Annotated in this window: 11 protein-coding genes and 2 riboswitches; of the genes, 4 read left to right on the top strand and 7 right to left on the bottom strand. The window is 68.9% G+C overall.

Annotated features, from left to right (window positions below):
- Positions 1-20: 20 nt before the first annotated feature.
- The 7 genes from ACZ7M2_RS42365 to ACZ7M2_RS42335 form a co-directional block, all read right to left on the bottom strand.
- On the bottom strand, positions 21-1115 hold the full coding sequence (locus ACZ7M2_RS42365) for an ABC transporter ATP-binding protein (protein WP_471599873.1): 1095 nt from the start codon (positions 1113-1115) through the stop codon (positions 21-23).
- Positions 1112-2110 carry an ABC transporter permease gene (locus ACZ7M2_RS42360; RefSeq protein ID WP_471599872.1) on the bottom strand — a complete coding sequence of 333 codons (999 nt, stop codon included), beginning with the start codon at positions 2108-2110 and terminating at the stop codon, positions 1112-1114. Before ACZ7M2_RS42360 ends, ACZ7M2_RS42365 begins: the two co-directional genes overlap by 4 nt.
- A gap of 111 nt (positions 2111-2221) precedes the next feature.
- Positions 2222-4018, bottom strand: a complete 1797-nt coding sequence (locus ACZ7M2_RS42355) for an ABC transporter substrate-binding protein (protein ID WP_471599871.1) — start codon at positions 4016-4018, stop codon at positions 2222-2224.
- 70 nt (positions 4019-4088) lie between these two features.
- Positions 4089-5096: an ABC transporter permease gene (locus tag ACZ7M2_RS42350; protein WP_351304005.1), complete on the bottom strand. Its 1008-nt coding sequence runs from the start codon at positions 5094-5096 to the stop codon at positions 4089-4091.
- A 344-nt stretch (positions 5097-5440) separates the two neighbouring features.
- Positions 5441-6250 (bottom strand): enhanced serine sensitivity protein SseB C-terminal domain-containing protein, encoded by an 810-nt coding sequence (locus tag ACZ7M2_RS42345; RefSeq protein WP_351304002.1) that lies wholly within the window; start codon positions 6248-6250, stop codon positions 5441-5443.
- A 224-nt stretch (positions 6251-6474) separates the two neighbouring features.
- The gene (locus ACZ7M2_RS42340) at positions 6475-7278 is read right to left on the bottom strand and encodes an enhanced serine sensitivity protein SseB C-terminal domain-containing protein (RefSeq protein ID WP_471599870.1); all 804 of its coding nucleotides are present in this window, start codon (positions 7276-7278) and stop codon (positions 6475-6477) included.
- Positions 7279-7408: 130 nt separating this feature from the next.
- On the bottom strand, positions 7409-8089 hold the full coding sequence (locus ACZ7M2_RS42335; RefSeq protein WP_471599971.1) for an AAA family ATPase: 681 nt from the start codon (positions 8087-8089) through the stop codon (positions 7409-7411).
- A 168-nt stretch (positions 8090-8257) separates the two neighbouring features.
- A riboswitch (glycine riboswitch) is annotated at positions 8258-8358 on the top strand.
- A riboswitch (glycine riboswitch) is annotated at positions 8359-8470 on the top strand.
- Positions 8471-8504: 34 nt separating this feature from the next.
- On the opposite strand from ACZ7M2_RS42335, the gene gcvT reads away from it, so the two are divergent.
- From gcvT to ACZ7M2_RS42315, 4 genes are all read left to right on the top strand, one after another.
- Positions 8505-9623, top strand: coding sequence for a glycine cleavage system aminomethyltransferase GcvT (gene gcvT, locus ACZ7M2_RS42330; RefSeq protein ID WP_471599869.1), 1119 nt, complete (start codon positions 8505-8507; stop codon positions 9621-9623).
- A 141-nt stretch (positions 9624-9764) separates the two neighbouring features.
- Positions 9765-10142: a glycine cleavage system protein GcvH gene (gene gcvH / locus ACZ7M2_RS42325; protein ID WP_067370840.1), complete on the top strand. Its 378-nt coding sequence runs from the start codon at positions 9765-9767 to the stop codon at positions 10140-10142.
- Positions 10143-10155: 13 nt separating this feature from the next.
- On the top strand, positions 10156-11418 hold the full coding sequence (gene glyA, locus ACZ7M2_RS42320; RefSeq protein WP_352049323.1) for a serine hydroxymethyltransferase: 1263 nt from the start codon (positions 10156-10158) through the stop codon (positions 11416-11418).
- Between the two features lie 142 nt (positions 11419-11560).
- The gene (locus ACZ7M2_RS42315; RefSeq protein ID WP_471599868.1) at positions 11561-12928 is read left to right on the top strand and encodes an L-serine ammonia-lyase; all 1368 of its coding nucleotides are present in this window, start codon (positions 11561-11563) and stop codon (positions 12926-12928) included.
- Positions 12929-13082 lie beyond the last annotated feature (154 nt).

Raw genomic sequence — 13082 nt, 5'->3', positions numbered from 1 at the left:
CGCGTCCTTGGCTTTCTCGCTCACAGCTTCGGCGCAATCTCTTCGGTCCAGATGCGTTCCCGCTGCTCCTGGGTCATGTGGCAGGCGGCCCAGTGCCGTCCGCCGACCTCGGTCAGCTCGGGGCGGACCGTGCGGGTCACGTTGTCCTTGGGAACGTCCGCGTACGGGCAGCGCGGGTTGAAGGCGCAGCCGGACGGGAGGTTGATCAGCGAGGGCGGGGAGCCCTTGACGGGGATGAGGCGCTCGGTCTGCTCACGGTCCAGGCGCGGCATCGAGCCGAGCAGCCCCCAGGTGTAGGGGTGCCGGGGCTCGTAGAACACCTTCTCGGCCGGACCGCGCTCGATGCAACGGCCGCCGTACATCACCAGGATGTCGTCGGAGAGCTCCGCGACGACGCCCAGGTCGTGGGTGATGATGATGACCGCGGAGCCGAACTCCTTCTGCAGGTCCCGCATCAGGTCGAGGATCTGCGCCTGGACGGTCACGTCCAGGGCGGTCGTCGGCTCGTCCGCGATGAGCAGTTCGGGGTTGTTGACCAGCGACATCGCGATCATCGCGCGCTGGCGCATACCGCCGGAGAACTCGTGCGGGTAGCTGTCGACGCGCTTGTCCGGCTGCGGGATACCCACCCGGTCGAGCATCTCGACCGCGCGGCGCTTCGCCGTCTTCTTGTCCACGTTGTTGTGGATGCGGTACGCCTCCACGATCTGCTGACCGATCGTGTAGTACGGGTGCAGCGCGGACAGCGGATCCTGGAAGATCATCGCCATCTCGCGGCCGCGCAGCTCGCGTACGTAGTCCGGGTCGGCGGACAGCAGTTCGGTGCCGTTCAGCCAGATCTCGCCGGAGATCTGCGCCTTGCGCTTGCCGTACTGGCCGGCCGTGTGCAGGCCCATGATGCCGAGCGAGGTCACCGACTTGCCGGAGCCGGACTCGCCCACGATCCCGAGGGTCTTGCCCTTCTCCAGCTGGAAGCTGAGCCCGTCGACGGACTTGACCAGACCGTCGTCGGTCGGGAAGTGCACCTTCAGGTCGCGTACTTCGAGGAAGGCGGAGGGTGCGGACGAGTCCTTGACGGGCTCGGCCACCGCTCCGCTCTTGCTGAGTTCGGTCATGAGAGCCTCACTCGGGGGTCGATCACGGCGTACAGGACGTCCACCACGAGGTTGGCGATCAGCACCGCGAGAGAAGTGATCAGGGTGACGCCCAGGATGATGGGCAGGTCCTGGTTCCGGATGGCGTCGAGCACCGCACGACCGAGGCCGGGCAGGTTGAACGTCGACTCCGTCAGGATGGCGCCGCCGATGAGGGCGCCGAGGTCCATGCCCAGCATGGTGAGGATGGGGGTCATCGTGGAGCGCATGGCGTGCTTGCCGATGACGACCTGCTCCTTGAGGCCCTTGGCGCGTGCCGTGCGGATGTAGTCCTCGCCGAGGATCTCCAGCATGGTGGCGCGGGTGATCCGGGCGTACATCGCCGCGTAGAGGAACGCGAGGGTGATCCAGGGCAGGATCATGCCGCCGAACCAGCCGCTGAAGCTCTGGTCGAGGGGCACATACTGCGCGTTGATCCATTTCAGGCCGAAGGCGAAGATCGCCAGGCTGAGCAGACCGGTGAAGTAGATGGGGAGGGAGACACCCGCCAGGGCGACGACCATCGCGCCACGGTCCCAGATGGTGCCCCGCTTGAGCGCGGAGAGCACACCGGCCGCGACACCGAAGACCAGCCACAGCACGGCGGCACCGAGCGCGAGCCCCAGGGTCACCGGGAAGCGGTCGGTGAGCACCGGCCAGACGGCCTGCTCGCTGCGGAAGGAATAGCCGAAGCAGGGCGCGGCGCAGTGCGTGACGTCGCCGCCGCCCGAGTAGGTGCGGCCGGCGAAGATGCCCTTGAAGAACTCCCAGACCTGGGAGTAGATCGGGTCGCTCAGGCCCAGCTTCTGTCGTACGGCCTCGACGGCGGCCGGGTCGGCCTGCTTGCCCACGAAGCTCGAGGCGATGTCCACGCCCGCCCACTTGGGGACGAGGAAGAAGATGCCGAAGACCACCATGACGATGACCACCAGCATCACTGCGGCGGCGAACAGCCGCCTGATCAGGTAAGCGAGCACAGCTTACGGCCCGCCGCGGGGCCGCGGGCCACCGGAGGTCATCCGATGGCCCACGACCACGCCGCGCCGGCCTTCACCTGCCTTTCGTGCCGTACGGCGGGTGTGCCGGGATTACTTTGCGGACTTCAGACCGAGGTTCACGAAGTCGTACGTACCGCTGTAGTTGTCGGTCGTGTAGACGTTCGCGAGGTTGTCGCCGCGCCAGTTGATGAACTTCTCGAAGGTGAAGGGCAGGTAGTACGCGCCCTCCATGACCTTGTGGTTGATCTCGGTCGAGAGCTTGGTCTTGCCCGCGTCGTCCAGCGTGGTGACGTACTGGTCGAACAGACCGTCGATGGTCTTGTCGTTGATCAGGGCGAAGTTGTTGTTACCGCTCGGCGCGATGTACTTGCTGTCCCACAGCGGCAGACCGAAGCCCTGGACGGTCGGGAAGTCCGGACCCCAGCCCATGATGATGATGCCGTAGCCCTTCTTCTTCACGTTCTCGGGGCTGCCGATGATGCCGGTGGTCTGCGAACCGTCGAACTGGTCGATCTGCGCGGTGATGCCGACCTTCTTCAGCGACGCCTGCAGCGACTGGGCCGTGGCCACCTCGACCGGCTTGTTGTTGCGCACCGCGATGGTGGTGGAGAAGCCGTTCGGCTTGCCGCACGCCTTCAGCGCCGCCTTGGCCTTCTCGACGTTGCCGTTCTTGTCGGCGCCGGCGATGTTGTACGGGTCGTACTTCTGGCCCTCGGCGCCCGGGACGGACGGCGGGAGCATGTTGGTGCCGATGTCGCCACCGGCGACCGGGCCACCGCGCGCGGTCTGCAGCGAGACGTGGTCCGCGCCGAGGATGACGGCCTTGCGGCACTCGACGTTGTCGAACGGCTTCACGCTCTGCGGGAAGGCCGCGTACCGGATGTAACCCGAGATCGGGTTGTCCAGGTTGGCCTTGTGCTCCTTCAGGGCGGTGGTGCGGCCCTGCGGGGACATGCCGGTCTGGTTGATGTCCAGGTCCAGGTCACCGTTGAGCAGGCGCTGGTCCAGCTGGTTGGCGTCCGAGAAGAACTGGACGGTGATCTTGTCCGGGTACGCCTTGCGGACCGGGTCCGAGGACTGCTTCCAGTTCGTGTTGCGCACCAGCGTCAGGCTCTTGCCGGGGCTGTACGACTCGAACTTGTACGGGCCGGAGGAGAACGGCTTCAGGCTGTACTTGGACTTGGTGTCCATGTCCTGGCGGACCGGGGAGGCGGAGACCAGACCCAGCACCTCCTGGAAGTCCGAGTTGGCCTTGGGGAGGTGGAAGACGATCGTCTTGTCGTCCGGCGTGGTGATGGCCTTCAGGCCCAGCTTGTCCTTGGACGTGTCCTTGTAGGGACCCTTGTACTCGCCCTTGGGGTCCAGGAAGTCCTTGAGGTACGTCGGACCGCCGGACAGCACGTCCTGCGCCCACACGCGCTCGATGCCGTACTTCACGTCCTTGGACGTGATCGCCTTGCCGTCCTCCCACGTGATGCCGTCACGCAGGGTGTACGTGTAGGTCTTGCCGTCGTCGGTGACCTTGGCGAGACCGGTGGCGAGGTCCGGGGTCAGCTCGGCGCCGGCCTTGCCCGGCTCCGCCTTGCCCGTGACCAGCTGGCGGCTGTAGTAGCGCGCGAAGTCCCACATGAAGCCGTAGTAGCCACGCGTGGTGTCCCACGAGTCCGCGTCCTGGGCACCGCCGAACCGCAGCGTGCCGCCCTTCTTGACCAGGGAGGCCTGGGCGACCTTGTTGTTGGCGGCGTCGAAGCCGGCGGCGCCGGTCTTCGAACCGTTGTTGTCGTCGCTGCCGCCACCGCCGCACGCCGCCGTGGTCAGCAGTGCGGCGACCGCAGCAGCGGCGGCAAACGCCTGCTTACGCCGCCCTGAGGTGCGTTGGGTAGTCACGATCTCGGATCCTCCGGATTTGATGAGAGACCCCGTGTCGATGCCACGGGACGCTTGGGGTGTGGCAGGTTCAGCGGGAGGCCTTCGGGTCCAGCGCGTCCCGCACGCCGTCGCCGAAAAGGTTGAAGGCAAGGACGGTGATGAAGATCGCCACACCAGGGACCACCATGTACATGGGGTCGGACTCGTAGTAGTCGATCGCGCTCGACAGCATCTGTCCCCAGGACGAGGTGGGCGGCTTGACGCCCACGCCCAGGAAGCTGAGTGCCGCCTCGGTGAGGATGTTCGTGGGGATCATCATCGTCGTGTAGACGATGATCGGCGCGACCAGGTTGGGCAGCAGTTCCTTGAACAGGATGTAGAAGCGCCCGGCGCCCAGCGAACGGGCGGCCTCGACGTACTCGCGCTCACGCATCGAGAGCGTCTGGCCGCGCACCACGCGTCCGATGTAGGGCCAGCCGAAGAATCCGATGACCAGGATCATCACGAACACGCGCACGTTGGAGCCGGACAGGCCCAGCATGTCGTTCGGCATCACCGAGACCAGGGCGATCGTGAACAGGAGTTGCGGGAAGGCCAGCAGGCCGTCCATCACGCGGCTGATGAGCGAGTCCACCCAGCCTCCGAAGAAGCCCGCCAGGATGCCGAGCACGGTGCCGAGGACGACCGCGACGACGGCGGAGAGGAAGCCCACCAGGAGCGAGACGCGAGCCCCGTAGAGGATGCGGGCGAGGATGTCGCGGCCGTTGACGGGCTCGACGCCCAGCAGGTGGTCACCGCTGATGCCGCCCAATGACCCCGTGGGGGTGCCGAACAGAGGGTCGATCAGCTTCTCGTTGAAGGTGTCCGGGTCCTGACCGAGCAGGTGGGTGATCACTGGCGCCAGCAGGGCGATCACGATGAGGACGAGCACGACGATGCCGCCGGTCAGGGCGAGCTTGTCCCTCTTCAGGCGCTCCCAGGCAATCCGGCCCAGGGAACGTCCCTGCACGACCTTCTCGCCGGCGGCGGCAGCCGCCGCTTCTTCGGCCGCACTCGGTGTCGCGTCCGTGGTCGGCTCGTGCAATGGTGCCGTCATCGTGGCAGGGACCCCTCTCAACCGGCGGTAGCCGGCCCACACGTGCCGCTTGTAGCGGCGTGATCAGTCCGTCGTACACAGGGGCTAAACCCCCTGGAGCGGGAGTCTTCAACGCCTCGGCGATCTGTAGCCAGACTTGACGGTGAATGGATGCGTAAACGTGATGCTGTCAGGGGGGTTCCGTTATCCGGACGGCGGGTAACGGGGGTCGGACACGGGACAGTTGGGACTCCGGAGGTTAATACGGGCATTACCCGGACGTTCCCTCGCCATCTACGCGCGAAGAAATGCAGAGCCGCGGTGAAGGACCCGTGCCGATCCTTCACAGTCCACCGGACGGCGGATCAGTATCCGCCGGGTGCCGGTGGATAGCCGTACCCACCCGCCATCGGAGCCTGGGCGGGGGCCGCGGGAGCCGCGTGGGCCTCGCGGTCGTAGAACGGCCGCGCGTTGGCGCGCAGCCACATCGCCACCGGGTCGTACTCGTCCGACATCGCGACGGTCGACACGGGCAGCCCGTCCGGAACCGCGCCGATGGACTGCTGCATCATCGCCCGCACCGAGTCGACGGCGGGCGGCGAAGTGTCGTAGACGTCCAGCCCGATGGCCAGATACGGCGCCCCGAGCGCCGGCTGCACCCAGGCGCGGCGCAGCGAGCGCACGGCGGTGGTGCGATGAGCGTTCTGCGTGAGCAGGGCGTAGAACTGCGGGATCTCGATGCCGGGTTCGGACAGTCGCAGCGGACCGGCGGGCTGGCGCTCCAGACCCGCCGCGATTCTGCGCAGATCGAGCCATGGGATGCCGACCCCGCCGCCCGGGGCGTGCGGATTGAGCCAGAGCCCGAAGTGGTCGGGGTAGAGGGTGCGGGCCACGTCGAGACCGTCGACGACCTCGTACGACCGGTTCCAGCCGCTGGCCGAGAGTTCCTGGGCGGAGGTGACGCACGGCGCGTAGCCGAAGCCCTCCACCTCCATGTTCCCGTACTGGGCGTCCGGAGAGCCGGCCTGGCCGTGCCAGAGCAGCATCCACACCTGGCCGGACGACGGGGTCGCGAGCGCGCGAAGGAGCGCCTCGTAGGCGTCGTAACGCCCGGGCGTCACCTGGCGCAGCATGTGCTCGACCTGACCGGCCGCGGCCGTGCCCGACGCGCTCACCTTCAACCGCCCCTTCGCGAAGAAATCATGACGTCGACCAACACCTCGGCCGAACCCCGGCCGAGCCATGAAACCAGCTTAAGCGGCGAATGCGCTCCGCCGGGGGAGCCGTTGAGAGCTCGGGACCCGTTGCGGTCGGGAGGCCGCGGCTTGTTCGTGGCCGGGCGCGCCCACGCGGCGGAGCCGCACAAGGGTCGCAGCCTCGCGCCCCTTTCGGGGCGCTTCTACCGGGCCTGCTGGTAGAAGGGCCGCACCTGGGCGCGCATCCAGTCGGCCACCGGGTCCTGGGCGACGTCGAGGAGGACCAGGTTCACCGGCCACTTGACCGCGACGCGGGCGAGGGCGCGGGCGAGGGCGTCCATGGGGAGCGTCCGGAGGTCTCCCTCCCACACGGAGAGTTCGACCCCGACGAACATGACCGGGTCGTCGCCCTCGATGCTGGCCAGACAGCGGCGGGCGGTCAGGACGACTCCCGTCGCCGCGAACTCGGCCGAGGCGGCGGCGAAGAAGTCCACCGGGTCGTCCTGCCAGTCGGGCTCGTAGAGCTTCACCCGGCCACCGCTCGTGGGCCCGTCCAGCGGGGTGCGCCCGGTCCGGCACAGCTCGGCGACCGCGAGGGGCGGCAGCGGCACGCCGACCACCCCGTCCGGGTTGATCGCGATACCGACCTGCGGGGGCAGCCCGCGGGCGAACTCGACGGCGGGCGCGATCGTGTACGACAGATGGCTGCCGGCGACCTGGCGGAACTGCTCCTCGGAGCTGAAGACCGGCACGTACGCCTGGCCCTCGATCTCCAGGGTGGGCAGGTCGAGGGATCCCGCGTGCGGTCCGCCGCCGTTGGGCAGCGGCACCCAGACGAAGCTGCGGCCGAGGACCTCGACGATGCGGCCGCCGGCCGAGGGCACTCCGAGGGACGCGGAGAGCACCTCCTCCAGTTCGTTGCCCGGCCAGCCGCCGTGCGAGTGGGGGTGGGGGCCGGGTTGCGGGTACGCCGGTACCGAGAAGTCCGGGAAGTCGGGGATGTCCATCTGTCTACCTGTCTACCGCCTGCGGTGAACCACTGTTCTGGTGTTCTGGCTGGAAAGGTTAGTGGGCCTGTACGACTTCCCGACCGCTCGCGGCGCCTCTCGACTGCTCTCGGCCACTCGCGGCCGTTTCTCAGTCACCGAAGCCGATCCGCCGCAGTACGTCCGCCGCGTCCCGGTCGAGGAGCACCGCCGAGCCGCAGCCCTCCGGCAGGTCGCCCCGCTCGACGGAGCGCAGCAACCGGGCGACCGCGCCCCGGTGACGGGCGAACGCGTATCGCGACACGCCCCGGCCGCGCTCACGCTGGCCCTCCAGCGCCGTGCGGGGCGCGACGTCGAGCAGCAGCAGGTGGAGGGTGCCGCCGCGGCGCTGGGCCTCGCGGGCGAGCCAGCGGCGCACCCAGGCCTGCGCACCGCAGTCGTGGACGACGAGCCCGGCACCGGAGCGCAGGGCGCGACGCAGGCCCGCGTAGTGCGCGAGGCGGACGAGGGGCCGGTAGGCGGCGTACGGCAGCCGGCCGCCCGTCCGCTCGTCCCAGCGGTCCCGGGTGTCCTGGGAGTCGATGCGCGGGCCCTCGACGGCGCGGCGCATCAGGGTGGACTTGCCGCTGCCCGGCAGTCCGGTGACCACGACGACGTCGGCCGCCGCGAAGTGCAGACCGTGCGGAGAGTGTCCCGCGCGCTCTCTGAGGTCGCGGACGACGGCCGTCGGCAGCGCTCCGCACGTCTCCCGGGTCCTGGCCGGGGCACCGGGCTGCTCGGGCAGCGCGAGGCCCGAGGTCGTGGCGTACGCCGTGGTCCTGTTCACCGTGATCGTCCTCCCCTTGGGTCTGGAGTCCCATCCCCGTCGAGTGTAAAGAGAAGGTAATGCGCGGTGTCTCTCGTTTCCGTACGCGGACTGCCACAGGCCGGTTACAGATGCGGACTGCCATGATCGGACGGCGCGTGCGATGATGTGCCCGCCAACTGCATACCGGCCGCTTGAATCCGCGCGGGAGAGTTCCGGGAACCTTCGGGTACCCGGGCGCCGAAGGAGCAAGTCCCTCCCTTGAATCTCTCAGGCCCCGTTACCGCGCGGGCGAGGCACATCTGAAAAGCGGGCCGCTGTCCAGCGGCTCCACCCAAGGTGCAAGTCAGGACCTCCGTTCGCGGGGTCGTGATGAACCTCTCAGGTTCCGATGACAGATGGGGAGGAACGACCTCGCCGTCATGCCTTGGGAGCCCCACCGATGAGCAGTAACGCACCCCGTCTCACCGCGCTCGATGCCCTGCATCGCTCGCTCGGCGCGACGATGACCGACTTCGCGGGCTGGGACATGCCCCTGCGCTACGGCTCCGAGCGCGACGAGCACCTCGCCGTGCGCACCCGGGCCGGTCTCTTCGACCTGTCGCACATGGGCGAGATCACGGTCACCGGACCGCAGGCCGCCGCCCTGCTCAACCACGCGCTGGTCGGCAACATCGCCTCCGTCGGCGTCGGCCGCGCCCGCTACACGATGATCTGCCGGGAGGACGGCGGCATCCTGGACGACCTGATCGTCTACCGGCTGGCCGAAAACGAGTACATGGTCGTCGCGAACGCCTCCAACGCCCAGGTGGTGCTGGACGCGCTGACCGAGCGTGCCGCCGTCTTCGACGCCCTCGTGCGCGACGACCGCGACGCGTACGCGCTGATCGCCGTGCAGGGCCCCGAGTCCCCCGGCATCCTCAAGTCGCTGACCGACGCCGACCTGGACGGGCTGAAGTACTACGCGGGCCTGCCGGGCACCGTCGCGGGCGTCCCGGCGCTGATCGCCCGCACGGGCTACACGGGCGAGGACGGCTTCGAGCTGTTCGTGGCCCCGTCCGACGCGGAGAAGCTGTGGCAGGCGCTGACGGACGCGGGCACGCCCGTCGGGCTCGTCCCCTGCGGCCTCTCCTGCCGCGACACGCTGCGCCTGGAGGCGGGCATGCCGCTGTACGGGCATGAGCTGACCACCTCGCTCACCCCCTTCGACGCGGGGCTCGGGCGGGTCGTGAAGTTCGAGAAGGAGGGGGACTTCGTGGGGCGTGCCGCGCTCCAGGAGGCCGCCTCCCGCGCCGAGGAGAACCCTCCGCGGGTACTCGTCGGGCTTGTCGCCGAGGGCCGTCGCGTGCCGCGCGCCGGGTACCCGGTCGTCGCCGACGGCAAGGTGATCGGCGAGGTCACCTCCGGCGCGCCCTCCCCGACGCTGGGCAAGCCGATCGCGATGGCGTACGTCGACGCCGCGCACGCCTCGCCGGGCACGGCCGGGGTCGGCGTGGACATCCGGGGCAGCCATGAGCCCTACGAGGTCGTGGCGCTGCCGTTCTACAAGCGCCAGAAGTAGCTTCGGGGCCGAGCTTCGGGGCCGAAAGGGCCCCGTCCAGCGCGCCCACGTGACGCACGCCGCTGTGTCACGTCTCGTATCCCAAGACCACTCGGTCATCCCGTTCATCCGCACTCCCCCGCGTACAGGAGAATTCAGGCCATGAGCAACCCCCAGCAGCTGCGCTACAGCAAGGAGCACGAGTGGCTGTCGGTCGCCGAGGACGGCGTCTCGACGGTCGGCATCACCGAGTTCGCGGCCAACGCGCTCGGCGATGTCGTCTACGCCCAGCTTCCGGCGGTCGGTGACACGGTGACCGCGGGCGAGACCTGCGGCGAACTGGAGTCGACCAAGTCGGTCAGCGACCTGTACGCGCCGGTCACCGGCGAGGTCGTGGAGGCCAACCAGGACGTGGTCGACGACCCGTCGCTGGTGAACTCCGCCCCCTTCGAGGGTGGCTGGCTGTTCAAGGTACGCGTCACGGACGAGCCGGCCGATCTGCTCTCCGCCGACGAGTACACCGAGTTCTCCGGCTCTTAAGGACTTCTGACTGATGTCGCTTCTGAACACGCCCCTGCACGAGCTGGACCCGGACGTCGCCGCCGCCGTCGACGCCGAGCTGCACCGCCAGCAGTCCACCCTGGAGATGATCGCCTCGGAGAACTTCGCTCCGGTCGCGGTCATGGAGGCCCAGGGCTCGGTCCTGACCAACAAGTACGCCGAGGGCTACCCGGGCCGCCGCTACTACGGCGGCTGCGAGCACGTCGACGTGGTCGAGCAGATCGCCATCGACCGCGTCAAGGCGCTCTTCGGCGCCGAGCACGCGAACGTGCAGCCCCACTCGGGCGCCCAGGCCAACGCGGCGGCGATGTTCGCGCTGCTGAAGCCGGGCGACACGATCATGGGTCTGAACCTCGCGCACGGCGGGCACCTCACCCACGGCATGAAGATCAACTTCTCCGGCAAGCTGTACAACGTGGTCGCGTACCACGTGAACGACGAGACCGGTCAGGTCGACATGGCCGAGGTCGAGCGCCTCGCCAAGGAGTCCAGGCCGCAGCTGATCGTGGCGGGCTGGTCGGCCTACCCGCGTCAGCTGGACTTCGCCGCGTTCCGCCGGATCGCGGACGAGGTCGGCGCGTACCTGATGGTCGACATGGCGCACTTCGCGGGCCTCGTGGCCGCGGGCCTGCACCCGAACCCGGTGCCGCACGCCCACGTGGTCACGACCACGACGCACAAGACGCTGGGCGGCCCGCGCGGTGGCGTGATCCTGTCCACCGCCGAGCTGGCGAAGAAGATCAACTCCGCGGTCTTCCCCGGCCAGCAGGGCGGTCCGCTGGAGCACGTGATCGCCGCGAAGGCCGTCTCCTTCAAGGTCGCCGCCTCCGACGACTTCAAGGAGCGCCAGCAGCGCACGCTGGACGGCGCGCGGATCCTGGCCGAGCGCCTGGTCCAGGACGACGTCAAGGCCGTGGGCGTGGACGTCCTGTCCGGCGGCACGGACGTGCACCTGGTCCTGGTCGACCTGCGCAACTCCGAGCTGGACGGTCAGCAGGCCGAGGACCGTCTCCACGAGGTCGGCATCACGGTCAACCGCAACGCCATCCCGAACGACCCGCGACCCCCGATGGTCACGTCCGGCCTGCGCATCGGCACGCCCGCCCTCGCCACCCGCGGCTTCCAGGCCGAGGACTTCACCGAGGTCGCGGACATCATCGCCGAGGCGCTGAAGCCCTCGTACGACGCGGAGTCCCTCAAGTCCCGGGTCTCCGCCCTGGCCGACAAGCACCCGCTGTACCCCGGCCTGAAGTAGTACAGAACCAGTTCCTGCGAAAGTTCACTTTCGTACAGAAATTCGCATGGAACGTACGATTCACCGGGACGCCGCGCACACTGGAACCGGAGCTGTGCGCGGCGCCCGCCCCCCTGCACCACCCCTGTTGTGAGGAGTCCCCGTGGCCATCTCGGTCTTCGACCTGTTCTCGATCGGCATAGGCCCGTCGAGCTCCCACACGGTGGGCCCGATGCGTGCGGCGCGCATGTTCGCCCGCCGGCTGCGCAACGAGGAGCTGCTGGACTCCGTGGCCTCCGTCCGGGCGGAGCTGTACGGCTCCCTGGGCGCGACCGGTCATGGCCACGGCACCCCCAAGGCGGTGCTCCTTGGCCTGGAGGGCGCGTCGCCGCGAACCGTGGACGTGGAGGGCGCCGACGACCGCGTGGAGCAGATCAAGTCCTCGGGCCGTCTCTCGCTCCTCGGCACGCACGAGATCTCCTTCTCCTTCGCCGACGACCTGGTCCTGCACCGCCGCAAGGCCCTGCCGTACCACGCGAACGGCATGACGGTCTTCGCCTACGACGCCTCCGGCACACTCGTCCTGGAGAAGACGTACTACTCGGTCGGCGGCGGCTTCGTGGTCGACGAGGACGCGGTGGGCGAGGACCGCATCAAGCTCGACGACACGGTGCTCAAGTACCCCTTCCGCACGGGCGACGAGCTGCTGCGGCTGACGAAGGAGACCGGCCTGTCGATCTCCGCCCTGATGCTGGAGAACGAGCGGGCCTGGCGCACCGAGGAGGAGATCCGCGAGGGTCTGCTCGCCATCTGGCGTGTGATGCAGGCGTGCGTCTCCCGGGGCATGGCCCGCGAGGGCATCCTGCCGGGCGGGCTCAAGGTCCGCCGCCGCGCCGCCGTCTCGGCCCGCCAGCTGCGGGCGGAGGGCGACCCGCTGGCCCACGCGATGGAGTGGATCACGCTCTACGCCATGGCGGTGAACGAGGAGAACGCGGCGGGCGGCCGCGTGGTCACGGCCCCCACGAACGGCGCCGCGGGCATCATCCCGGCGGTCCTCCACTACTACATCAACTTCATCCCCGGAGCGGACGAGGACGGCGTCGTGCGCTTCCTGCTGGCCGCCGGCGCCATCGGGATGCTCTTCAAGGAGAACGCCTCCATCTCCGGCGCCGAGGTCGGCTGCCAGGGCGAGGTCGGCTCGGCCTGCTCGATGGCCGCGGGCGCCCTCGCCGAGGTCCTCGGCGGCAGCCCCGAACAGGTCGAGAACGCCGCCGAGATCGGCATGGAACACAACCTCGGCCTCACCTGCGACCCGGTCGGCGGCCTCGTCCAGATCCCCTGCATCGAACGCAACGGCATGGCAGCGGTCAAGGCGGTCACCGCCGCCCGCATGGCCATGCGCGGCGACGGCTCCCACAAGGTCTCCCTCGACAAGGTCATCAAGACCATGAAGGAGACGGGCGCGGACATGAGCGTCAAGTACAAGGAGACGGCGCGGGGCGGGCTGGCGGTCAACATCATCGAGTGCTGAGCGCCGGCCGCGGCTTCCCGTGCCTGCGGTAGCGGAGGTTCCGTGTCCGGGCCGTTGTTCGAGGGTGTGGTGGAGGAAGCGGGGGCATGTGACAAGGAGTCGGTCCCCGCACGTATCAGGCAGGACGGTACGTGTTCATCCCCCCACGCACGGA

It is taken from the genome of Streptomyces sp. NPDC111507, assembly GCF_055638955.1.
The sequence above is the reverse complement of the archived record's forward strand: the minus strand, read 5'-3'. Positions and strand labels throughout refer to the sequence as shown.